We start from the raw sequence: 22,456 nt of genomic DNA on the forward strand, positions 1-22,456 counted from the left end.
TGTAGTGGTTCGGCGGCTGATGACGGCGGCCTTCGCCTGCATCCTGGCGATGACGGCGACGGCCGGTGCGGCGCAGTCCTATCCGGACCGGCCCATCCGCTGGATCGTCCCGTGGCCGCCGGGTGGGGGCGCTGACCTGCTCGCGCGGATACTGCATGCTCGCCTGGCCGAGATCCTCGGCCAGCCCGTCGTGATCGACAACCGAGGGGGTGCCGCGGGCAACATTGGAGCTGCAGCGGGGGCTAAAGCGGCTCCGGACGGGTACACGCTGACGTTCGCATACTCGGCGACGCATTCGATCAATCCGCTTGTGTTCCCGAAAATGCCTTTTAAGGAAGATGACTTCGCGCCGGTAATCTTCCTGACGCTGGTCCCGCAGGTGCTGGTGGTCAACGCCAACCTGCCGGTTCGCAATGTGCAGGAACTCGTTGAACTTTCGAAGAGGCGACAGGTGACCTACGCCTCCTCAGCGCCAGGATCCATTGGCCACCTTGGTGGTGAGCTGCTTGCTTCGATGACCGGCGCCAACATGCTGCACGTGCCCTATCGAGGCGGCGGGCCCGCCTTGACCGCGCTGCTCTCGGGGGAAATCGATGCCCTGATCGGCGTACCGGTCGTCCTCGGGCCGCAAATCAAGTCCGGGAAGTTGCGTGCGATCGGCATCACGACGTCAAAGCGGACCAGTGTTCTGCCAGATGTACCGACGATAGCCGAATCTGGTGTGCCGAACTTCGACGTGAGCTCATGGAATGGCGTTCTGGTCCCCACGGGAACCCCGCCCGAGATGATCGCCCGGCTCAATGCGGCATTCAACAAGACGTTGGCGGATCCGAAGGTGCGTGCGCAGCTTGCCGAAGCCGGCTACGAGATCGTCGGGGGCGATCCCGGGAAGCTGTCCCGCTTTATCACGAGCGAACTGGCGAAATGGAGGCCAGTGGTGAAGAAGGTAAACCTCCAAGTGGAATGAGGCGATGTGCGCGGTCAACCCTTACGTCCGCTCGCCCCCTCTCAACATCGATACTCGACTCAATACCATGACCGAAACGCTGCTGGATACCGACAACGACGACACCATTCGAATGAGCGTAGGCGAAGCAAGCGCGCTCGGCATGAACGCGCTGGTCAGGCTCGGTTACACGCCGGAAGAGGCTGCGGTGATCGCAGCGCATTTGGTTGACGCTGCCACGTGGGGTTATGAATTCGCGGGTTTGCCCCGGATTCTCGTGATTGCTGAAAGGCCTGAGTTGAAGAAGCCGCGTACGCCGGTATCGGTCGTACGGGAGACGCCGGTATCGGCCTTGCTCGATGGCGGAAACAATGTGGGTTACATCTCCCTCAATCGTGCCGTCGAGGTCGTTATCGAGAAGGTACGGCAATCCGGCATTGCCATCGTCGGCCTGCGCAATAGCTGGTTTGCCGGGCGCAATGCCTATTATCTGGAGAAGATCGCCAGGGAGGGGTTTGCCACGCTTTACTTTGGCAGCAGTAGTCCCACCGTGGTGCCACCCGGGGCCGTTCGCAAGGCGCTGGGCACTAATCCGCTCGCGATTGCACTGCCAGGCAAGGTCGATCCGTTCATCTTTGATATGGGTACCGCCTCGGTCATGTCGGGCGAGCTCCTCATGAAGGCATTTCTCGGCGAGGCGTTTCATGAGGTCGTCGGTATCGACAAGCACGGCGAACCGACGCGCGTAGCGAGCGAATTGCTGGAGGGCGGTGTGCTGCCCTTCGGCGGGCACAAGGGGTATGGCCTGTCCATCGCCGTCCAGGCGCTCGGACTGATGGCGGGAGCCCGGATGCGAAACGGCGACGTCAGCGATTTTGGCTACCTCTTCGTGGCATTCAATCCGGAACTCCTGATGCCCGCTGAACAGTTCAGGTCGGAAATGGAGGAACTCCTTGCCAGGATCAGGGGACTTCCGCGGCAAGCCGGTGTAGCGGAAATCCGCATTCCGTCCGAGCGAGGCTTTCGCGAGCGGGAGCTCCGGCGCAGACAAGGCATTCTCGTCAACAAGCGCGTCGTAGAACGCTTGCAGCAGTTGACTTTGACCAACTGACATCCGGCAGGAGACAGGCATGAGCCAGCATTTTTCACGCAGAAGGTGGTTGAACACGGCACTGGCATTGACGCTCGCTTCGGCAGCCGGCGGCGTCTGGGCGCAACGCCCGTATCCCAACCGGCCTGTGAAGATCCTGGTCGGATTCGCGCCGGGAGGTTTTACCGACGTCGCGGCACGTCTGATTGCACAAAAATTGTCCGCTGCACTGGGCCAGCCCGTGGTGGTGGAAAACCGACCTGGCGCTAACGGATTGATCGCGAGCGATGCCATCGCGAGTTCGCCACCAGACGGCTATACATTGATGCTGTCTTCGATCGGGCTCACGACAAATCCACTGCTGACGAAGCGGGTGCACTACGACCCGGTCAAGGGCTTCACCCCGATCTCCCTGCTTGCCATTGTCCCCAATGTTCTGGTCACCTATCCTGGTGTGCCGGCGAAGAACCTTGGCGAACTGCTGGCACTGGCGCGCACACGCTCTTCCCCGTTGACGCAGGCTTCCGCGGGCAATGGGTCTCCGGGACACCTTTCTGGCGCGTTGTTGCAGGTGATGGCCGGCATCCGATTGGATCACGTTCCATACAAGGGCTCGGGGCCGGCAATCAACGACCTGGTCGGCGGTCACGTCGATCTCTCGTTTCCGACGATTCCGACCGCCTTGCCGCTGGTCAAGGCTGGCAAGGTCCGGGCGCTGGCGGTCACGGGCGGCAAGCGCTCGCCGTTGATGCCAGATGTACCGACCATTGCGGAGGCGGGTGTGCCGGGCTACGACACTGGCGGGTGGTATGGCCTGGTGGGGCCGGCCGGCATGCCGAAGGACGTTGCCGCACTGCTCAGCCACGAGGTCGAAAAGATCATGAAGATGCCCGATGTCAGGAAGCGCTTCGTCGCCGAAGGCGCCGAACCGGTCGGGTCAAACGGCGCGGACATGAACGCATTCCTCGTCAAGGACGTTGAGCGTTGGACTGGAGTCGTGAAGGCGGCGCATATCGAAGCCAGGTAAGGCAAGGCGGGTGCGCGCAGCCGTTTCTTTCGATCATTTGGAACCCGATCACAATGACACCCATCACTGAGACGCCACATCAGCCGCAAGGCCACGCACGCAGGCTCATCGAATTCCTGCACGGGCTTGGCAGCGAAACCCCGCGCGCGCCCATGGAGAAAGCACGTTGGTGCCTGCTCGATGCCTTGGGCTGCGCATTGCTCGGAGCACGTCAGCCCTGGAGCGAGATCATGGCCGCTGAGGTGCTGGGGGACGGCACGCACGGTCCTTGTACCATCATAGGCAGGGTCGGTAAGGTCGCACCCAGTCATGCGGCACTGTGCAACGGAACGGCGATACATGGGTTCGAGCTGGACGACTTGCTATCCGAGGCCCTTATTCACCCGGGGGCGGTCATTGTGCCCGCCGTGCTCGCTGCAGCTGAAGCCGTGGAGGCCTCAGGTGTGCAGGTGCTGCGGGCCCTCGTGGCAGGATACGAGGCAACTGCGCGCATCAGCATGGCGCTGGGCATGGACCCTTCACAGCGCGGCTTTCACAAGACCAGCGTGGTCGGCCCCGTCGCCGGGACGATTGCAGCGGGCGTGGCGATGCGGCTGCCGCTGGACCAATTGCTCAACGCGGTGGGGCTGGCGTGTTCCTGCGCATCCGGGGTCAAGAATTTCGCGGTCGGCTCCGCAGGCATGGTCAAGCGCATGCATGCCGGCCGCGCTGCCGAAGCCGCGGTTCGCATGGCGATGCTTGCGCGCCGCGGCTTTACCGCGCCGCCCACCGCCATCGATGGCAAGTTTGGATTGCTCGAGGCATTCAGCGGCGACACGGCACAGCCGGTGCTGCTGGATGCAGACCTGGGTAGCAAATGGGCCATCGATGACCTCTGGGTGAAGGTGTATCCCATCTGTGGCTGGATCCAGGGGGTGGTGCAGTTGCTTCTCGGGATGCGGGAGCAGGGCGGAATCGAAGTGCACAAGGTCGCCAGGATCGTCGTCGCGACAAGCGCCTTTGCCGTACGGTACAACGGCAATACGGAGGTGGCCGACACAATGGATGCGCAATACAGCATCCCTTACTGTGCAGCGGTCGCACTTACCGGCGATCCGGGAGACCCGAAGGCATTCAGCATGGCGGCCATTCACGACCCGGTCCGGGCGGAGCTGGCGAAGCGGGTCGAACTGCTGGTGGATCCGGTCGCGGATGAAGTCTATCCCAAACAGTTCGCGTGTCGCGTGGAAGTCCACCTGATGAACGGAGAAGTTCGGCATGCCGAGACGCGCGACGCGCATGGCACGCCTGGAAGCCCGTGCGATATCGAAGAGCAGATCGGAAAGTTCAATCGGTTGGCCGATCTGTCTGGGCTTCCTGTTCCTGCTCAGGAAGTTGTCGCTGCAGTGCAGAGACTGGAATCGCTGAATTCGGTGACAACCTTGATGAGACTGCTTTGCCCGTAGCGATGGACCCATAGCGAAGGACTGTGTGGCAGGCGACGGCAGACAGTCGACCAGCCCCCATGATGACGCGCGACCCGCCTCCGAGCGGGTCGGTTTTTTGATGGGTCCCTTTTGGGCGGTCAGGCGGCGGCGTCAGCCACCTGCGGATGGAAACGCCCCTTCTTCAGCCGGCGGATGTTCACCGATTCGAACACGCCCGCAGTGTGAAACGTTTCGCCTTCGATGAAGCGCTGCGCCTCCCCCCGGCTCGGTACGTCGATAATAAAAAAACTTCCCACAAATACCGAGCCATCGTCGCTTTGTTGCGGGCCGGAGAAAAAGATCTTTTCGTTCCAGCCATCCAGATAAGCGCGATGTGTGGCCAGGTATTTTTCGCGCAGGGCAGCGGAGTTCGGCTTGTCAGTGCAGTTGATCATCCACAGCATTTCTTCATCTCCTAGTGGTATTCCAGCATCGAGTTCCGGCCTTGCCAGCCGGCCCGTGATTGGCATCATAGGGCGCTGCATGTCCGGCCTTTGCAGCGTGATATTGAAGGACTTGCAATGCAGTGTTGAAGATGAACGGCTCATTACCGCAACTTTGCCACCTACAATTTTTTCAGTTTGCTCAAGGAGAATGAAGATGCGACTGAAAGAGAGGGTGGCGATCGTCACGGGCGGGGCCTCCGGCCTCGGCAAGGCCATTGCCTTGCGCTTTGCCAGCGAAGGGGCCATTGTCATCATCGTCGACGTGAACGAAGCGGCGATGGTGGAGACCGCGGAACAGATTCAGGGCCTGGGAGGCAAGGCACGTGCGTACAAGGTCGACGTGACGCAGCAGCAGGAATTGCGAAACTTCATGGAAGACGTGGTTGCTGCCGAAGGGCGAGTGGACATCCTCGTCAACAACGCGGGCGTTACCTGCTACCGGCCGTTTGGCAGTATGGGCGATGCGGACTGGAACGCGGTGCTCGATCTCGACCTGAAGGGCGTGTTTTTTTGCGCGCAGGCAGCGGCGCCATACATGGAACGGCAGCAGTACGGCAAGATCGTCAATATCTCGTCGAGCCTGGGTACCGGGACCACGCCGCACATCGGCGACCTGACCGCCGGCGCCAGCGCGCCTTATGCGTCTGCCAAAGCTGCGGTGATCCAGTTGACCAAGACGCTGGCGCGAGAACTTGGCCCGAGTGGTGTCAACGTCAATTGTGTGGCGCCGGGTTTCTTCCTGACACCGCTCACGGGCGCCACGCGGAGCCCGGATGAGGTGGCTGAGCATATCCGTGTTCGCACGAGCATGGCTGTCCTCAATCGGCCAGGGCGCCTGGAGGAGCTTGCCGCATCGGTACTGTTCTTCGCCAGCGACGATTCCAGTTTTGTTACCGGCCACACGCTCTATGTGGACGGTGGGCGAACCGACCGGATGTAAGCGGAAACCGAGCAAGATTTGACCACTGTGCCGAAATGATTCGGCACGTGGCCTGTCAGGACAGACGCCGCAGAAAGCGGCGCGCGCAATCCCATCCCACCCTTGAGGAAAGAGTCATGGAGACAATGGTTCCATTGCAGTCGAAGCGCATCCGTCGTTTGCTGATGTCACTGCCTTTGCTCGCTGCCAGCGCGGCATTGATGCAGCCGCGCGCGGCCTATGCGGGCTATCCTGACAAGCCGATCAAGTTGCTGATCGGCTTTGCGCCGGGCGGCTCGACCGACCTGATCGGGCGGCTGGTCGGGGAAAGGCTGTACAAGGCATTGGGTCAGCCAGTCGTCATCGAAAACCAAGGCGGCGCCAATGGCATGCTCGCGGCCAATGCGGTTGCAGCCGCGGCTCCTGATGGCTACACACTGTTGCTGACTTCAATGGGAATGACGACCAATCCCTACCTGTACACGAAGTCGGCGCGTGACCCGATCAAGGATTTCACTCCAATTTCGTTGCTGGCCAACGTTCCTAACGTGATTGTGGTCAACCCGAAGCTACCGGTGCGCAATCTGGATGAGTTGCTACGTCTGGCACGTTCGAGCAAGACGCCGCTGACGTCGGGTACGACCGGACAGGCGGCGCCTGGTCATCTGGCGACGGAGCTGCTGCAGCGGGCGGCCAACGTCAAGTTCTCGTTCGTCCCTTACAAGGGATCGGCCCCGGCATTGAACGATGTCATGGCCGGCTACGTCGACATGTCGTTTCCCACCATCGTCGCCGCATTGCCGTTGATCCGGTCCGGCAAGGTGCGAGCCATTGGCGTCACCGGGGCCGGCCGGTCCAGCCTGCTGCCGGATGTCCCCACTTTAGCGGAAGCGGGCTTGAAAGACCTTGGCGGCAGCTCAGGCTGGTACGGCCTGGTCGGCCCGGCAAAGATGCCGCGCGAGGTGGTCGAACGACTCAGCCAGGCTGTCGTCAAAATTATGAATAGCAGCGACGTACGGGAACGCTTCCAGGCCAATGGAGCGGATCCTGTCGGATCCAATAGTGATGAGATGGGCGCCTTCGTTGCGCAGGATTACCGGCGATGGGGCGAACTGATCCGGGCCGCCAACATCAAGGCCGAGGGGCAATAGCACGAAAGGGTAGGTGGCGCACGTTCACGGCCAAGGCCGGCTGATGGTGCGCGGCTTGGCACGCAACCCGGCCGGTGCTAACATCAGTTCTTAGGAGTGACATCGATTCCGACTAATGGAACCAAATGGCGTTGTGAGGAGAGAGTTATGTCTGGCAGTGTGACGGTATTGATCGGTGGCGATTGTGGCCCTGCCCACGGGCCGCGGGATGGATTCCCGATAGAGGGCTACACAGAGTTGGTGCGTCCGGTGCTCGAGCAGGCGGACATGCGGTTTGTGAACTGCATGCGAACCTATTCGGGCCGGAGCATCCGGGCGGAGCACGCCCCACAGGTAGCGCAGCCGGTCGAGATGGCGGAGATCTACACCAATGGCATGTTCGACGCCGTCACCATGTCGAACAACCACACCTGCGATGCCGGGCCCGATGCCATGCTGGATACGCGCGAATTGCTGAACTCGCGCGGCATCCAGGTGACGGGTGCGGGTCGGAACCTCAAGGAAGCCCGTCGCGCCGCGATCGTGGAAAAGAACGGGGTGAAAGTGGCCTACCTTGGCTATACGTCGGTCGCCGCGGCCGGCAGCGAAGCCGGGCCCGACAAGCCAGGCGTCACGTCAATCCGGATCAGGACGTCCTATGAGACCCGTGGCCCGCACCAACCCGTCGGCATTCGGACGGAGCCCGATCCCGAGGACCTGGCCATGCTTCTGGAGGACATCCGTGCGCTGCGTAAGGAAGCGGACATTGTCATTCTCGCTTTTCACTCCGGCATCATTCGATTGCCACGGGTTATTGCTGACTACCAGGTGGCCGTTTCGCACGCCGCCATCGATGCGGGCGCCGACCTCGTCGTTGCACATGCGCCGCACATTCCGAAAGCAGTGGAAGTCTACAAGGGCAAGACAATCTTCTACAGCCTGGGCGTGTTCGCCATGACGAAGGGCTTTCCGGCGCCATCCTGGGCGGAGCCGGCATGGGCACATGGCGCGGTCCGGAATCACACGGATCTCGATCCCGAGTTCCCGCTCATGCCATACGGCAAGGCTTGTACCCTGAGCCTGCTGGCGAAAGCGGTGGTGTCGAAGGAGGGGGTTCTGCGCGTCGGATTCTTGCCCATGGCAATGGACCAGCGGTACCGGCCGGAAGTCCTGCGTCGCGGGCATCCGAAGTTCGACGAGGTTCTCAACTATATGGAATGGGCATCCGTGGATATGCCGCATACCTTCCATGTGGAAGGGGACGAAGTGATCGTCACCGCCTGAGGTAGGCCGCGCCAAAACGTACCGACCAGTCGCGTCGGCGCCCCTGCATGGCGCTGCGCGGCTGGCGAACGGCTCGGCTGCAGGTATTGCCGTTCCGTCAAGCCACAGTCATTCCCGCCGGTGCGGGGAGGACAGTGGCTTTTTCGCTTTTTCCAGCGGACGAAAAAATTCCCGCGTACGCGGGAAAAGCCTTCGGAGCAATGTCCGTCCCCAAAGGTGAGACACCTTGATAGGGGGGGGCGTGCGCCCCCCGGCAATCACCAACCCGCCCGATCCTCCCGCGGATATTGCAGCACCATCGCCTCCAGGCCTTTCGCGCCGGCACGGATCTCGAACATTTCTTCATTCGGCTCCACGACCACCATGGACCACTGCGGCAGTTCCTCGTCGCCATGAACCAGGCTGCCGTTGCCGACAAAGATGTAGTAGCCACCAGCTGCACGGGGATCAGGGCCCTGGACCGTCATACCCTCCCCGAGCCGTACCACTTGCGCGCACATGCCATCGGATTCGTCCGCGAACAAGGTCTCCCATGCCACCTCCGTGCGGGACTTGAGAACCGGTTCGGTGGAAAAGCGCACCGGTTCCGACGTCAGGTGCCGGCGTTTGCTTTGCTCCAGCCTCTCGCGGTATCCCGGCTTGTCGAGATAGATCGGCTCGGAATTGCCGGTGTACATGCGCATCGCCACGAATGACAGGCCCTGCGGGCCAGAAACGATCGGGCCGTACGCAGTGTGGTGATCCTTGAACTGAATGGTCAGGGGCTGGAGCACTTGGCCGCGGTTGCCGATGGTGCCCGACCCGGCGATGAAAAGTTGAAACATCGTCACCCCGTGAAAATGGGGGACGATCGTTTCGTTGGCATCCAACTCCGACATCGTGGCCTGAGGACCCGGCTGCCGCTCGTTTGAAGACCGCGGGCCGAAGTAAACCGTTCCCCAATGCTTATTGCCGGTCCCTGGGGAGACCACAACATTCCGTTTTGCCAGGGCGTCGGCGCCACTTCGCGTGTAAATCATAGTCATTTCTCCTTTGCGTCTGCCGCAGGTCGCGAAAGATTTCCGCGCTGGTTTGCGGGTTGCTCAGAGCAGGCGGGCAACCCATGGACAAATCGTAGCAGAAGTTTTGATGAATAGCATCAGTTTCGATCAACGGAACCACAAACAATCTGGCTCACCGGTTTTGAACAATGGAACCGATTCCAAAAACGTTGACTGGCAGGACGGCTCGGACTAAAGTCGGGAGTTATCGGAGCCGGCACAGCGCCTGGCCCGCAGGGGGCTGCTCGTCGCAGACGTTGTCGCGCATCAATGCGCAGTTTTGTCCCGATGTTCTCGGGAAGGGATCAACTAGGTATGAACAAATTCAGTCATCTATTCGAGCCTCGCTCAATTGCCGTGGTGGGTGTCTCTGACGACGTCGCGCGCCCGGGTTCGCAGGTCGTGCGGGCACTGCTGAAGAACGGCTACAGCGGCAAGATCTTCCCGGTGAATCCGAAGTACGAGCAGTTCGACGGCATGAAGTGCTACGGATCCGTTGCCGAGATTGAGGAGGACGTGGATCTCGTCGTCATCGGTGTTCCGGCCAAGGGTGTGCTGCCGGTGGTGGAAATGGCAGCGGAGAAGCGGGTGCCGTTTGCGCTGATCCTCAGCGGTGGCTTCCGGGAAAGCGGTCCTGAAGGCGTGGAGCGCGAGCGAAAGATGCTGGAGATCGCGCGTGGATCCGGCATGCGCATCGTGGGGCCGAATTGCCTGGGCTTTGCAAACATTCACGCCAATGTCTATGCCGCCTTTGGCAGCATCACCCGCGAGCCGAAGCTCAAACCGGGTTCCGTCTCGCTTGTGACGCAAAGCGGCGGTTTCGGCTACAGCATCGCGCTGGCATGCGAGGCGGCCGGCATCGGCTTCCGGCACGTGATCGCTACCGGCAATGAAAGTGATATCGACGCCGTCCAGCTCATCGATGCCCTGATCGATGACGACGAGACAAAGATCATCCTTGCCTATATCGAAGGCACCCGGGACGGTCGGGCGCTGCTCGACGTTGGCCAACGTGCCATGGCCCGTGGCAAGCCGCTGCTGCTGTGGAAGGCAGGCGTGACCGAGCAGGGCGCGCGCGCTGCGGCGTCGCATACCGCAAGCATGACCAGCAGCTATGACTACTACTCGGCGGCCTTCAAGCAAAGCGGTATCGTGGAGATCCGGGAGATCGACCAGGCGGTTGACTACCTGAAGGCACTAGAAGGCGGCAAGTATCCGTCGGGCGGCGGGGTGGCGGTGATGGGCGTTTCCGGCGGCTCCGCGATCGTCTTTGCCGACGCCGGTGAACCGGCGGGCCTGTCTCTGTGCGAACTGACCGAAAAGACCCAGGCAAGCCTGCAGGCGGTCATTCCGAACATCGGGGCAGTCCACAATCCCATTGATCTGACCGCAGGCTACTTCTCTGCCGGCAATCGGGCCAATCTGGAAACCGCAGTACGGGCCACGCTGGAGGATCCCAATGTGCACGCGGTATGCGTGAATATCGCGACAACCGGCAAGGCGGGGAGCGTGGTGGCTGCCGAGGTGCTGGGCGAAATCGCCGGGTCGAGCGAAAAGCCGATTGTGGTCTTCTCCTCGGCGCCAGCCGGCCAGATCGGAGAGGCGCTGGCGGTATTCGCGCGGTCAAACATACCTGTGCTGCCTTCGCCTTCGCGCGCGGCCGGTGCGCTGGCAATGCTGGCCAACTACCGGCAGGCGCGTGCGCGCGTCGAACGCGCCACAGCTTCCTCCGCTTCGCGACAGGCTGCGGCACCGAGCGAGGTGTTCCCGCGCAACGCGCAGGGTGCGTCGCTATCCGAGGCCGATGCGAAAGCCATACTCGCGGCAGCGGGTATTCCCGTGTCAAACGATGTGATCGTCAGTGGTGTCGAGGAGGCTGTCGTCTTCGACAGGATGACCGCACCGCTGGTGGTCAAGATCGTTTCGCCTGACATCGCACACAAGACGGAAGTGGGGGGTGTCAAGGTCGGTATCCGCACGCGCGCTGAACTGGAGGCAGCGATCGCCGAGGTTCTTGAGAATGCGCGCCAAAAGGCGCCGGCCGCCCGCATCTCTGGCGTGCTGGTGACGGAAATGATCCAGGGTGGCTTCGAATTGATTGCGGGCGTGGTCAACGACGAGGTCTTCGGTCCGGTAGTGGCGGTGGGTGCGGGTGGGATTTATGCCGAACTCCTTGGCGACACGACCTGCAGGCTGGCGCCGTTTGATGAAGTGACCGCGCGGGAGATGCTCGACGAACTGAAATGCCGTCGGATCCTGGACGGTGTCCGCGGCAAGCCGGCGCTGGATGTCGAAGCGGCAACGCGCGCGCTGGCTGCGCTGTCGCAGTTTGCCTGGGAATCCCGCCATCAGGTGGGCGAGGTCGACATCAACCCGCTGTTTGTGCTGCCTAATGGCGTGGTGGCCGCCGACGCTGTCATCATTCCCCGTGGCAACACCACGTCACAGCCGGTCTCCGGGGATCCGTCATGAACGAGACCGTGATGGAACCAGTGACGCACCCGGTCACGTTCGAGCCTGTCGGCCACACGCTGGCCGTGGGCGAGGGCGATACGATCCTTTCCGCCGCGCTGAGCCACAATTTTCCGCTGCCGCATGGCTGCCGCACCGGCACGTGTGGCACCTGCAAGGCCAAGGTACTGGAAGGCGATGTGGATCACGGCGACGCCGACAGCTGTGTATTGTCGGAGGCGGAGCGTGAGCAAGGCTATGCGCTGCTTTGTCAGGCCAGGCCGCGCTCCGCGCTGGCGATCGCAAGCAGCGTGGTCCGTGAAAACATGGACATCCCCATTGTGCGGCTGCCTTGCCGCGTACATCAGCTGGAACGGCTGGCGCATGACGTCATGCGCATCCGCCTGCGCTTGCCTGCCAGGCAACGGCTGAAGTTTCTGCCTGGCCAGTACATCAATATCGTGATGCCAGGTGGTATTCGCCGCAGCCTGTCAATGGCCAATTCGCCGGAGGACGAGGATTTGGTCGAACTGCATCTGCGCAACTACGGCGGCCCGTTCAGTACCCACGTCTTCAACGTCATGAAGGAGAATGACCTGCTGCGGATCGAGGGCCCGGTAGGTGCGTTCTTTGTGCGCGAGCAGAGCCCAAAGCCGATCATCTTCGTGGCCAGCGGCACGGGATTCGCGCCGATCAAGGCCATGATCGAGCACGAGGCAAGCAAGGGAGGCGGCCGTCCGATGACCTTGTACTGGGGTGGCCGCCGTCCTGCCGATCTCTACCTCGACGCGCTCGCGCATACATGGCAAGAGAAATATGGCGTCCGGTACGTGCCGGTGGTGTCCGAGGCCCGCGAGGAAGATGCCTGGGAAGGGCGCACGGGCTTCGTTCATCTGGCCGTGATGGAAGACTACCCGGACCTGTCCGGCCATCAGGTCTACGCGTGTGGCGCGCCGATCGTCGTTCAGTCCGCCCGCGATGACTTCATCAACGTTTGTCGCCTGCCGGATAGCGAGTTCTTCGCCGACATCTTCGTGTCTGGCGGCGGCAAGAGCCGGGCGGCTGCATAGCAAAAAATGACTGGAGACAGGTTTTATGGATAGCAGGCAAGAGAATCTGATAGTCGAGCGTTCCGACGATTTTCTGTGGATCACGATCAATCGTGCCGAGAAAGCGAACGCAATGACAGTCGCCATCATGGAGGGCATTACCGCTGCGATCAGGGCAGGCGCGAGCGACCCCGCTGTCAAGGCCGTGCTGCTGACGGCGGCAGGCGGGCGCGTATTCAGTGGCGGCGCGGACATACGAGAGCAGCCGGAAGACGGCGACGTGGCGCGTCAGCGCGAGCGCCGGTCCCATGCACTGGCAGCATTGCAGGATGCCGTGATGGACAACCCGGTCCCCGTCATTGCCGTACTGAACGGCATCGCCAGCGGCGGCGGGGCCATGCTGGCATTGCTTTCGGACGCCTGTGTCGCGGCGGAGACGGCCTCGCTGTCTTTGCCCGAAATCGACCTGGGCATTCCCACATTCTCCGGGGCCAACATTCTTGAGGTCATCGGCGGACGCGCGCTCGCGCTGGACTTGATTCAGACCGGCAGGCGCATGCCCGCACGCGAGGCGTTGACGCGGGGATTGGTCGCGGCCGTGGTACCTGCCGACGAACTGAAACATGCGGCGACGGTGCTTGCGGGAACGTTGGGTGCCAAGGAGCGGCGCGTGTTTGCGGACAACAAGCAATGGATCAACCGGCAGCTGAAGGCGGCGCTGCTGGAAGCGCGTGCGCAGCATGCCCGGCACCGCAAGGCGGTCGCGACTGCCGAATCCGGGGTTCGTTAACAATCAGGAGGAGAAAGTGGCAGATCTGGAAATTGAAACGGTTGGCCGTGTGATGGTTGCGCGCCTGAATCGACCAGAAAAGAAGAATGCGTTGAGCGAGGAAATGCTCGAGCTTCTGCGTACGGCACTGAAAACGGCGAACGACGACCCTGCCATCGGCAGCTTTGTCATCACTGGAAGCGGCGATGCATTTTGTTCGGGCGGCGATCTCGGACGACGTGGCTCGGAAGCCGAACCGACACCACTGGAACGCAAGCAGCGGCTCCAGAACGTCACACATCAGGTTGCGCTCGCGGTGGAAGAGTTCGAAAAACCGCTGATCGCCGCCGTAAACGGTGCGGCCGTTGGGGCAGGAATGGACCTTTCGCTGATGTGCGACCTGCGCTTTGCAGCGAGCACGGCGAGATTTGCGGAGGCATACATCCGTGTCGGCCTACTGCCAGGCAACGGCGGTTGCTATTTCCTGCCGCGTCTGGTGGGACCAGCCAAGGCCTTGGAGCTACTTTGGACTGGCGACTTCGTCCCGGCAGACGAAGCGCTGCGGATCGGCCTGGTCAATCGGGTTTGCAGCGCGGATGACTTGATGCAAGAGACGATTGCTTTCGCTGCTCGCCTGGCCGATGGCCCGCCGATCCAGACACGCGATATAAAGAAGCTGATGTATCAATCGCTTCGCACTGACCTGCGCACGAGTCTTGAAACGGTGGCATCGCATATGGCTGTGGTGCAGTCGACCCGCGACTACAAGGAAGCAATCCTGGCTTACAAGGAGAAGCGCAAGCCCGTATTCGAGGGCCGCTAAAACATGCTCTTTTCTGTACAAAAAGTGCCTAATACAGCGCTTTTTAGGGCTGCTGTAGGAGCCCGCCCGGTGGGCTGCCTACGGCGGTGGCGGATGATAGGAGGCGTCGTGGGCGTGGCACCAACCCTACTGCCCGTGATGTACCATACAGGGTTTGAAAATATGGATGGAACACCTCCAAATGATGCGCTCGGTGCAACGTATTCTTGCTGTATTCGAAAGCTTCACCGCCGAACGGAGCAGCCTGACGCTACAGGAGATTGCTGACCGCATCGAGCTGCCGAAGTCTACGACGTTCCGCATTGTCCAGAGTCTGGACCAGGCCGGCTATCTGGTTCGCCTGGAAGACCAGCAATACTGCCTTTCATTCCGCTTCACGCGACTGGCCGGCCTGGTCAAGAGTACGCTCGGCATCCGCGAGATCGCCCGCCCGATCCTGGTCGAGCTGGCGGAGAAAACCAAGGAGACAATCTCGCTCCATACGGTCAGTGGCCAGAATCGCATCTGCATTGACGCGGTGTCGACAGACGCATCGCCGCTGCGTGCCGTGGTCCAGGCGGGCGAGCAGATTCCGCTGCTCATGGGCTCCGGTTCCAAGGTGCTGATGGCATATATGCCCAAGGACGAGGCGGCGCCTCTCGTCACCGCGGTCGCCAAGGCGACCAAGCGAACCAAGGCCGATGTGCTCGCGGAGTTCGAGAAGGTGCGCGAGCAGGGATATTCGGTCTCGCACGGGGAACGCCTGCTAGGCATCTCGGCGATCTCGGCTCCCATCAAGGACGTGCATGAGGAAGTGCACTATTGCATTTCACTCGGTGCGCCGACGGTGCGTTTGCAGACGCGGGAAAAGGAACTCGTCAAGCAAGTGGTCAGCGCCGCCGCCAATATTTCGCTGCAGTTCGGCGGCAAGCTGGACTAGACGGTCCAATGGGGTAGGCACGCTGCACGCGGCCTACCACCCTTCACCCCCGCTCGCCGGACGCTTGGGCGTCAGAGCAGTGACCCCACCATCCCGCCTTCCACCGGAATCGTCGCGCCGTTGACGAATCCTGCCTGCATCGAAGCCAGGAACGTTACCACGCCGGTTGTCTCCTGCTGGGTACCGAGTCGGCCCAGCGGCGTCAGTTTCTTGCGGGCGGCCGTTTGTTCCGCAGAATAGGCGGCACCGCCGCTGCGGTGTGAAGTGTCGATCAGCGCGGGCGCAACACAGTTCACCGTGATGCCACTGGCGCCGACCTCATTCGCCAGGTGCTTCATATAAGCCGTAACGCCGGCCCGAAACACCGTTGACAGGCTGTGATGCGGCATCGGCTGCTTGACTGATGCCGACGTGATGGCAATGACCCGGCCCCAGTTGCGGTCGAGCATCAGCGGAAGGACGTGGGTAACCACCTGGATGGTGCCCCACAACTGGTTCTGGTACGCCTCCTTCCAGCGCTCCTCGTCGGTTTCTTCGAGTGTGGCGCGGATCGGGTTGGGGGGGCGTGAGGTATTCAGGACGACAATGTCGGGTCCACCGCCGTGCTGCCGGAGCGAGGAAGCCAGGCGTTCCACGTCGGCGCGAACCAGCATATTGCCAGGGACCGCGACGGCCTTCACGCCGTGCTGCTGTTCGATCTCATCCGCAACGGCTTGCAGCTTGTCAGCGGAGCGGGCGAACAGCACCACATTGACGCCCTCTGCAGCCAAGGCGTGCGCAATGTTCCTGCCCATGCCGCCGCTGGAGGCGGTGATTAGCGCAGTCTTTCCTTTGATTCCGAGATCCATGTTTTTTGCTCACTAAGGTGGGGCGGATAAACATTCGTCGACAATTTGCCGGCCACTAGTCAAGGCCAACCATACCCATCCAGTACTGGAGTTGGCTGCCTGAGGTCTCTACATCGTACTTTCGGCAGAACTCCAGACGGCCATCGGCCTGGATGCGAAAGACCGAGAGCGCCGCCGGCACGTGCCGGATACGGTCGCCATCGCGCTCGTGCAGGGCCTTGATGCTTGCCGTAACCAGCAGGCGCCCACCCGGATCGCAGGCAAAGGTGCGGATGTGGAAGGCTTGTGTGTCGACGTGCTGGAGAAGTTTCGGTTCGCCCGTTTCCGGGTCGATCCCATAAACCGCGATATTGTTTTCGCCGCCTGCGAATACCTTGTGCTCGCCGTCGGCGACGGTGTGGTCGGCCCGATTGGCAACGTAGACACAATGACCGGCCGGATGGACATGAATCGGTCCGCCGATTTGCCGCGGGCGCACCAGTTCCGGCTGGCGCAGCGTTGGACAGGCGAAGGCAGGCGCCGCTTCAATGCCGCGTTCGCTGTAGCGGAACATATAAAGCCGGTTGGTGCGTTCGTCCGATGCGTAGAGCCAGGGTTTTGACGGATGGAACGCGATGTGGCGCGGGCCGAATCCATATCCCCCCTGCGGGGCTACCACGCCGCCCGCCGAGAGTTGACCATCCTCGAAGCCGAAGGTCCGCAACGCCCCCGGCTCTTCCGGCTTGTCGCCCTGCGCCTTGTTGCCGCGATCGACGATCACCGCGGTGCGGCCCGACGGCGTGACCATGACCTGATGCGGATAAATACCGTAATCCAGGGCGGTGGCCTGCACGACGCGATCGCCGATTTCGCCATTGGCCTGTACGCGATGCACTGTGACCCCGCTCGACGGATAGTTGTGGCCATTCAGGACATAGCGCCCCGAGGGATCCACGCACATATGTACGGCGCGACGCGGCAATGGCTGGCTTTCCCCATGGGGAAGCAATGCGCCATCCGCACCGATGGCGAATGCGCTGACGTGGTTGTAGTCCGATTCGACCCGCGGGCCGCCGTTGCTGGTGGAAACATACAAGCACGGTTTGGCAGGATGCCGCCAGGCATATTGCACCTTGGCGGGAACCCGGACGGTTTCCTTCCTGACAAGCGTAGCGGAATCGACGTCCACCGCGTAATGGGTGAGCATGTCGTCAACGGCGCTATATAAAGCGATGGATCTGGCCATCGAATTCTCCGGTGGGTATTCGGATCAGGGCCTGTTGTCGGTAACTGGCGTGAACATCGGAATCGATGTGCCGCCTTCCGACGTCTTGAAGACCACTTTGACGCGCTGGCCGATCCGGACCGTGTCCAAATCCGTGTCCACGATATTTGTCAGGATGGTGGGGCCCTCATCCAAAGACACGTATGCGATGCAGTATGGCGTGCCGGCGCCGCGGCGCGTGACACTGTAGGTGTAGATCACCCCGGTCCCTTGGCTGTCGGCCCATCGCACATCGCTGCTCCAGCAAAAAGGACACAAGGCACGCGGATAGTGATGCGATTGCTCGCAGTCGCGGCAAACCTTGAGCAGCAGCTTTCCCTGGGCAGCGGCGGCGAAATAGGGCTCGTCACCCGGATTCAGGGCGGGGTCGCTGATCTTGCGGGCTTCGGAAAACGTTGGCATGTCATTTACTCCCTTTCCATGATGAGCGTGGCGGCGCCGTGGCGGTGGCCAATGGCTCCGCCGATGCCGGTGGCCAGGGCAAGTGTGCAATCTGGCACTTGCACGCTCGGGTGGGCTTCGCCGCGCAACTGGCGCACCGCTTCGATGATCTTTGTGATGCCGCCGCGATTTGCCGGATGGTTATTGCACAGGCCGCCACCGTCGGTATTGAACGGAAGCTTGCCCACGCCGGAGATCAGGTTGCCATCAGCAACGAATCGGCCGCCTTCGCCTTTCTTGCAGAAGCCGAGGTCTTCCAGCTGCAGGATCACGGTGATGGTGAAGCTGTCGTAGATCGACGCATACCGAATATCGGCAGGGGTAACGCCCGCTTCCTCGAATGCCCGCGGGCCCGTCCAAGCCGCGCCGGTGTAAGTGAGGTCGACCTTGCCGGCCATCTGATGCTTAGTCGATTCGCCTGCGCCCAGCAGTTTGATGCGCGGGCGTGCCAGGGTCCTGGCAATCTCCGGGCGCGCCACGAGCACTGCGCCACCACCGTCGCTTACGACGCATGAATCCAGGCGATGCAGCGGATCCGCGATCATCGGCGAGGCCAGTACGTCGTCCACCGAGACGACGTTGCGCAGCATTGCGTTTTCGTTGTATTGCGCATGGTGCGAAGCGGCAACCTTTACCCAGGCCAGCTGGTCGCTGGTCGTGCCAAACTCATGCATATGCCGCATGGCGCACATGGCGTACAGGTTCAGCGTGACCGGGCTGTAGGGCATTTCATAGGGCGCCTCCGGCATATTGACGCCGCGGACGCGGACCTGGGTGCCGGAGATGCCCTCCGAATTTGGCCGTCCGGCAAGAGTGATGAGTGCCACGTTGCACTTTCCCGCCGCAATTGCCTCGGCCGCGTGGGCCACGTGCGCCAGGTAGGAGCATCCGCCCATATCCGTGGAATCGACATGCCGGAGCCGGTTCAGGTTGAGGTAGTTCGCCATCGACCAGACATTGGCCCCCGGTGCGTCGCCGGCGCAAAAGAAGCCGTCAATGTCGTCCCGCGACAGACCCGCGTCTTCGATCGCACCTTTGGCGACTTCCGCATGGAGCTGCGCCACGGAGTGCTCCGGCGCTTTGCGCAGGGGGTGTTCATACGCCCCGATGATGTAGGCCTTGCCTTTGATTGTCATGCCGAGTCTCCTTGCAGTCGGTTACTGGACAACTGCCGTTCGGTTTCATACACTGGAATCGATGCTAATGATCAGAACCCATGATACCATCGTGTCCAAGGTTGTGGGAAACCTGAAAAACATCGGGACAGGGCCGGCATGGCTCGTTTTAGTGATTCAAGAGGGGGCTCTGTCCGCAGGCAGGTCCCCCAGCGCCGAGCCCGCAAGGGGCAGGTATGACGAAAGGAGTAGGGCCATGGAGAACCAGCTATGCGCGAGCGGTGACCACTCGGGTGCGAGTGCCGTCCTTGCCGAATTCAAGGTTTGGCAGTGCGTACTGTGCGGCTTCGTGTACGACGAAGCGATGGGAATGCCGGAGGAGGGCATTGCGCCGGGTACGCGCTGGAATGACATTCCGGACGACTGGATGTGTCCGGAGTGCTCGGTGGGCAAGAGCGACTTCGAGATGGTCGAGGTGTAAGACAGGTAAAGCCGGCGCGGTGCGAGGCCGGATCGCCAGGGAGGATGAAATGGGAATCGGTGCAATGTCCCTGCGCGGGCTGATGCAGAAGTGGCTCGGGCCAGATGCGGTGGAGAGGGCAAGGATCACCCGCATGCGCGACGACGCGAGCCCTCGCGGCTATGTGCAGGTCGAGGTTGAGCGGCCTTCGGGCGCGCTGTGCTTGATGTTCTTCCGCCACGCCGACGGTTCCTGGTGCGTGTTCCCGCCTTGCTGCCGAGATGCCAGGCAGGCGTGACAGTCAGATCCTGGCGGCCGCGCGCGGCGCCATGATGGAGAATTGGATGATCGATGTACTAGTGATAGGAGGCGGCAATGCCGCGCTCTGCGCCGCGCTGATGGCGCGCGAAGCCGGGGCTTCGGTACTGCTGCTGGAGTCGGCGCCACGCGCGTGGCGCGGTGGCAACTCGCAACACACCCGCAACCTGCGCTGCATGCATGACGTGCCGCAGGACGTGTTGGTCGACGCCTATCCGGAAGAGGAGTACTGGCAGGACCTGCTCAAGGTGACGGGCGGCATCACGGACGAACACCTGGCGCGGCTGGTGATCCGCGCGTCATCGACGTGCCGGCCGTGGATGCGCAGGCATGGCGTGCGTTTCCAGCCGCCACTTTCGGGCGCGCTGCACGTGGCCCGCACCAACGCCTTCTTCATGGGCGGCGGCAAGGCCCTGGTCAACGCGTACTACCGCAGCGCCGAAGCGATGGGCGTGCAGATCCGTTATGACACCCCGGTCGACAGCGTTGAGCTGGATGGGGACCGCTTCGTCGCCGCACGCAGCGGCGACATGCGCTTTACTGCGAGCACCTGCGTGCTGGCCGCGGGCGGCTTTGAGTCCAACCGCGAATGGCTACGCGAAGCCTGGGGCCAGAACGAACGCGGCGAATGGCCCGCGGACAACTTCCTGATCCGCGGCACGCGCTTCAACCAGGGCGTGCTGCTGCGGCACATGATCGAATCCGGCGCTGACGCCATCGGCGACCCATCGCAATCGCACTGCGTCGCCATCGACGCGCGCGCGCCGCTGTACGACGGCGGCATCTGCACGCGCATCGATTGCGTGTCGCTGGGCGTGGTGGTCAACCGCGACGCCGAACGTTTCTACGACGAAGGCGAGGACTTCTGGCCCAAGCGCTATGCGATCTGGGGCCGGCTGGTGGCGCAGCAGCCCGGGCAGATCGGCTATTCGATCATCGACAGCCAAGCCATCGGCCGCTTCATGCCGCCGGTGTTTCCTGGCGAGAAGGCGGACACGCTACCTGAGCTCGCGCGCAAGCTTGAGCTGCCGGAGGCGCAGTTCGTACGCACCGTGCAGGACTACAACGCAGCGTGTCGCGTCGGCACCTTCGACCATACCGCGCTGGACGATTGCCATACCGAAGGGCTCGTACCGGCCAAGACGCATTGGGCACGCCCGCTGGACCAGGCGCCGTTCTATGGCTACGCGCTGCGGCCGGGCATCACCTTCACTTACCTGGGGCTCAAGGTCAACGATCGGGCCCAGGTGCACTTCGGCGGAAAGCCGAGTGGGAATCTGTTCGTGGCGGGAGAAATGATGGCGGGCAACGTGCTCGGAAAGGGATATACGGCCGGGGTCGGCATGTCGATCGGCACGGCTTTTGGGCGCATCGCCGGCACGCAGGCTGCATTGGCGGCAGGCATCAACACGGGAGCCGTCCATGCAGAAGCTTGAAGCCCTGGCGCGGGAAGCCGCGCAACTGGCCGGGAACGAAGAAGGCGCGATCGTCGCGCCCGGCACTGGACGCGTGATCCGCGTGCTGCCGCTGACCGACAATGAAGCCGAAGTTGCGCGGCAGATGCAGATCTGCAATGCGTGCCGTTACTGCGAAGGATTCTGCGCGGTGTTCCCGGCGATGACGCGCCGGCTTGAGTTCGGCAAGGCCGATGTCAATTACCTAGCGAACTTGTGCCATAACTGCGGGGCGTGCTATCACGCATGCCAATATGCGCCGCCGCATGACTTCGGTGTCAATGTGCCGCAGGCGATGGCGAAGGTGCGGCTGGAGACGTATAGCGAATATGCGTGGCCGGCGCCGCTGGGCAAGCTGTACAAGCGCAACGGCCTGACGGTGTCGGTCGCGCTGGCGATCGGGTTGGCGTTGTTCCTGGCCCTGGCCGTGACTATGGGTGGCTCGCTGTGGCAGCGGCATACCAGTGGAAATTTCTATGCGGTGTTCCCGCACAACACGCTGGCGGCGATGTTTGGTGCAGTGTTTGGGTTCTCGGTGCTGGCGCTCGGTGTTAGCGTGCGGCGGTTCTGGCGCGATGTCTCCGCCGGTACGGCGGCGTCAGCGCCTGCGGTGGCCGAGGCGACGAAGAATGTGCTGGCGTTGACCTACCTCGATGGAGGGCATGGTGATGGGTGCAATGAGGCGAGCGATCGCTTTACGCTGGCGCGGAGGCGATTCCACCATTTCACGTTCTATGGCTTCATGCTGTGCTTTGCTTCGACAACGGTGGCGACGGCTTACCACTATCTGTTGGGGTGGCATGCGCCGTATCCGGTGTTCAGCCTGCCGGTGCTGTTGGGGACCGCCGGCGGTATCGGGCTGTTGATCGGGCCTGCTGGCTTGCTGTGGCTGAACCTGCGACGGCATCCGATGCACGGGGATGCGAAACAGCGGCCGATGGACCGGGGATTTATCGCGTTGCTGTTGTTGACCAGTGCGACGGGCCTGGGCTTGCTGGCCGCACGTGAGACGGCGGCGATGCCGTTGCTGCTGGCGGTACACCTTGGTGTGGTGATGGCATTGTTTGCGACGCTGCCGTACGGGAAGTTTGCGCACGGCATCTTCCGCACCGCAGCGCTGTTGAAGTCCAACATTGAAAAGCGCAGGCCGAGCGAACTGCATCTCGGCGACGACTGATGGTGGCCTCCTACGCCTGC

At 62.1% G+C, this 22,456-nt stretch carries 22 protein-coding genes; 16 read left to right on the forward strand and 6 right to left on the reverse strand.

What is annotated here, in order from left to right:
• Positions 1–19: 19 nt before the first annotated feature.
• From CF68_RS03080 to CF68_RS03095, 4 genes are all read left to right on the forward strand, one after another.
• Complete coding sequence (locus tag CF68_RS03080; protein WP_063832548.1) at positions 20–967, forward strand: tripartite tricarboxylate transporter substrate binding protein; 948 nt, start codon at positions 20–22, stop codon at positions 965–967.
• 67 nt (positions 968–1,034) lie between these two features.
• Entirely contained in the window at positions 1,035–2,057 is a 1,023-nt protein-coding gene (locus tag CF68_RS03085) for an Ldh family oxidoreductase (protein ID WP_035816001.1), read from the forward strand.
• Between the two features lie 19 nt (positions 2,058–2,076).
• Positions 2,077–3,063 carry a tripartite tricarboxylate transporter substrate binding protein gene (locus CF68_RS03090; protein ID WP_035815950.1) on the forward strand — a complete coding sequence of 329 codons (987 nt, stop codon included), beginning with the start codon at positions 2,077–2,079 and terminating at the stop codon, positions 3,061–3,063.
• Between the two features lie 53 nt (positions 3,064–3,116).
• Entirely contained in the window at positions 3,117–4,508 is a 1,392-nt protein-coding gene (locus tag CF68_RS03095; protein ID WP_051591375.1) for an MmgE/PrpD family protein, read from the forward strand.
• A 119-nt stretch (positions 4,509–4,627) separates the two neighbouring features.
• Here CF68_RS03095 and CF68_RS37970 read toward each other — a convergent pair whose 3' ends face one another.
• Positions 4,628–5,161 carry a YciI family protein gene (locus CF68_RS37970; protein WP_235205652.1) on the reverse strand — a complete coding sequence of 178 codons (534 nt, stop codon included), beginning with the start codon at positions 5,159–5,161 and terminating at the stop codon, positions 4,628–4,630.
• Here CF68_RS37970 and CF68_RS03105 point away from each other — a divergent pair.
• The 3 genes from CF68_RS03105 (at position 5,130) to CF68_RS03115 (ending at position 8,308) form a co-directional block, all read left to right on the forward strand.
• Positions 5,130–5,915 carry an SDR family NAD(P)-dependent oxidoreductase gene (locus CF68_RS03105; RefSeq protein ID WP_035816003.1) on the forward strand — a complete coding sequence of 262 codons (786 nt, stop codon included), beginning with the start codon at positions 5,130–5,132 and terminating at the stop codon, positions 5,913–5,915. The two genes, CF68_RS37970 and CF68_RS03105, sit on opposite strands and share 32 nt — an antisense overlap.
• A 116-nt stretch (positions 5,916–6,031) precedes the next feature.
• Entirely contained in the window at positions 6,032–7,045 is a 1,014-nt protein-coding gene (locus tag CF68_RS03110) for a tripartite tricarboxylate transporter substrate binding protein (RefSeq protein WP_051591376.1), read from the forward strand.
• A gap of 147 nt (positions 7,046–7,192) precedes the next feature.
• Positions 7,193–8,308 (forward strand): CapA family protein, encoded by a 1,116-nt coding sequence (locus CF68_RS03115; protein ID WP_035815952.1) that lies wholly within the window; start codon positions 7,193–7,195, stop codon positions 8,306–8,308.
• 257 nt (positions 8,309–8,565) lie between these two features.
• Here the strand turns inward: CF68_RS03115 and CF68_RS03120 are convergent, their stop codons facing one another.
• Positions 8,566–9,327 carry a hypothetical protein gene (locus tag CF68_RS03120; RefSeq protein ID WP_235205653.1) on the reverse strand — a complete coding sequence of 254 codons (762 nt, stop codon included), beginning with the start codon at positions 9,325–9,327 and terminating at the stop codon, positions 8,566–8,568.
• 336 nt (positions 9,328–9,663) lie between these two features.
• Here CF68_RS03120 and CF68_RS03125 point away from each other — a divergent pair, with 336 nt between their 5' ends.
• From CF68_RS03125 to CF68_RS03145, 5 genes are all read left to right on the forward strand, one after another.
• On the forward strand, positions 9,664–11,820 hold the full coding sequence (locus tag CF68_RS03125; RefSeq protein WP_051591377.1) for an acetate--CoA ligase family protein: 2,157 nt from the start codon (positions 9,664–9,666) through the stop codon (positions 11,818–11,820).
• Positions 11,817–12,869, forward strand: a complete 1,053-nt coding sequence (locus CF68_RS03130) for a CDP-6-deoxy-delta-3,4-glucoseen reductase (RefSeq protein WP_084187030.1) — start codon at positions 11,817–11,819, stop codon at positions 12,867–12,869. Before CF68_RS03125 ends, CF68_RS03130 begins: the two co-directional genes overlap by 4 nt.
• Before the next feature lie 25 nt (positions 12,870–12,894).
• Positions 12,895–13,638: an enoyl-CoA hydratase/isomerase family protein gene (locus tag CF68_RS03135; RefSeq protein WP_035815958.1), complete on the forward strand. Its 744-nt coding sequence runs from the start codon at positions 12,895–12,897 to the stop codon at positions 13,636–13,638.
• A 16-nt stretch (positions 13,639–13,654) separates the two neighbouring features.
• Entirely contained in the window at positions 13,655–14,440 is a 786-nt protein-coding gene (locus CF68_RS03140; RefSeq protein WP_035815959.1) for an enoyl-CoA hydratase/isomerase family protein, read from the forward strand.
• Between the two features lie 166 nt (positions 14,441–14,606).
• The gene (locus CF68_RS03145) at positions 14,607–15,359 is read left to right on the forward strand and encodes an IclR family transcriptional regulator (RefSeq protein ID WP_013959054.1); all 753 of its coding nucleotides are present in this window, start codon (positions 14,607–14,609) and stop codon (positions 15,357–15,359) included.
• Positions 15,360–15,430: 71 nt separating this feature from the next.
• Here CF68_RS03145 and CF68_RS03150 read toward each other — a convergent pair whose 3' ends face one another.
• The 4 genes from CF68_RS03150 to CF68_RS03165 are packed head-to-tail and all read right to left on the reverse strand — an operon-like array spanning position 15,431 to position 19,048.
• Positions 15,431–16,207, reverse strand: a complete 777-nt coding sequence (locus CF68_RS03150; protein ID WP_035815960.1) for an SDR family oxidoreductase — start codon at positions 16,205–16,207, stop codon at positions 15,431–15,433.
• 55 nt (positions 16,208–16,262) lie between these two features.
• Positions 16,263–17,432, reverse strand: coding sequence for a beta-propeller fold lactonase family protein (locus CF68_RS03155; RefSeq protein WP_035815961.1), 1,170 nt, complete (start codon positions 17,430–17,432; stop codon positions 16,263–16,265).
• A 24-nt stretch (positions 17,433–17,456) separates the two neighbouring features.
• Entirely contained in the window at positions 17,457–17,873 is a 417-nt protein-coding gene (locus CF68_RS03160; RefSeq protein WP_035815962.1) for a Zn-ribbon domain-containing OB-fold protein, read from the reverse strand.
• A gap of 5 nt (positions 17,874–17,878) precedes the next feature.
• Complete coding sequence (locus tag CF68_RS03165; RefSeq protein WP_035815964.1) at positions 17,879–19,048, reverse strand: thiolase domain-containing protein; 1,170 nt, start codon at positions 19,046–19,048, stop codon at positions 17,879–17,881.
• Positions 19,049–19,283: 235 nt separating this feature from the next.
• Between CF68_RS03165 and CF68_RS39045 the strand changes: the two genes are divergently transcribed.
• The 4 genes from CF68_RS39045 (at position 19,284) to tcuB (ending at position 22,436) form a co-directional block, all read left to right on the forward strand.
• Positions 19,284–19,508 carry a rubredoxin gene (locus CF68_RS39045; RefSeq protein WP_084187048.1) on the forward strand — a complete coding sequence of 75 codons (225 nt, stop codon included), beginning with the start codon at positions 19,284–19,286 and terminating at the stop codon, positions 19,506–19,508.
• Between the two features lie 133 nt (positions 19,509–19,641).
• Entirely contained in the window at positions 19,642–19,785 is a 144-nt protein-coding gene (locus CF68_RS03175) for a hypothetical protein (protein WP_235205654.1), read from the forward strand.
• 46 nt (positions 19,786–19,831) lie between these two features.
• Positions 19,832–21,241, forward strand: a complete 1,410-nt coding sequence (gene tcuA / locus CF68_RS03180) for an FAD-dependent tricarballylate dehydrogenase TcuA (protein ID WP_035816010.1) — start codon at positions 19,832–19,834, stop codon at positions 21,239–21,241.
• Positions 21,228–22,436: a tricarballylate utilization 4Fe-4S protein TcuB gene (gene tcuB, locus CF68_RS03185; RefSeq protein WP_035815969.1), complete on the forward strand. Its 1,209-nt coding sequence runs from the start codon at positions 21,228–21,230 to the stop codon at positions 22,434–22,436. Before tcuA ends, tcuB begins: the two co-directional genes overlap by 14 nt.
• Positions 22,437–22,456: the final 20 nt, after the last annotated feature.

The organism is Cupriavidus sp. SK-4, assembly GCF_000611125.1.
GTDB classification, from domain to species: Bacteria; Pseudomonadota; Gammaproteobacteria; order Burkholderiales; family Burkholderiaceae; genus Cupriavidus; species Cupriavidus necator.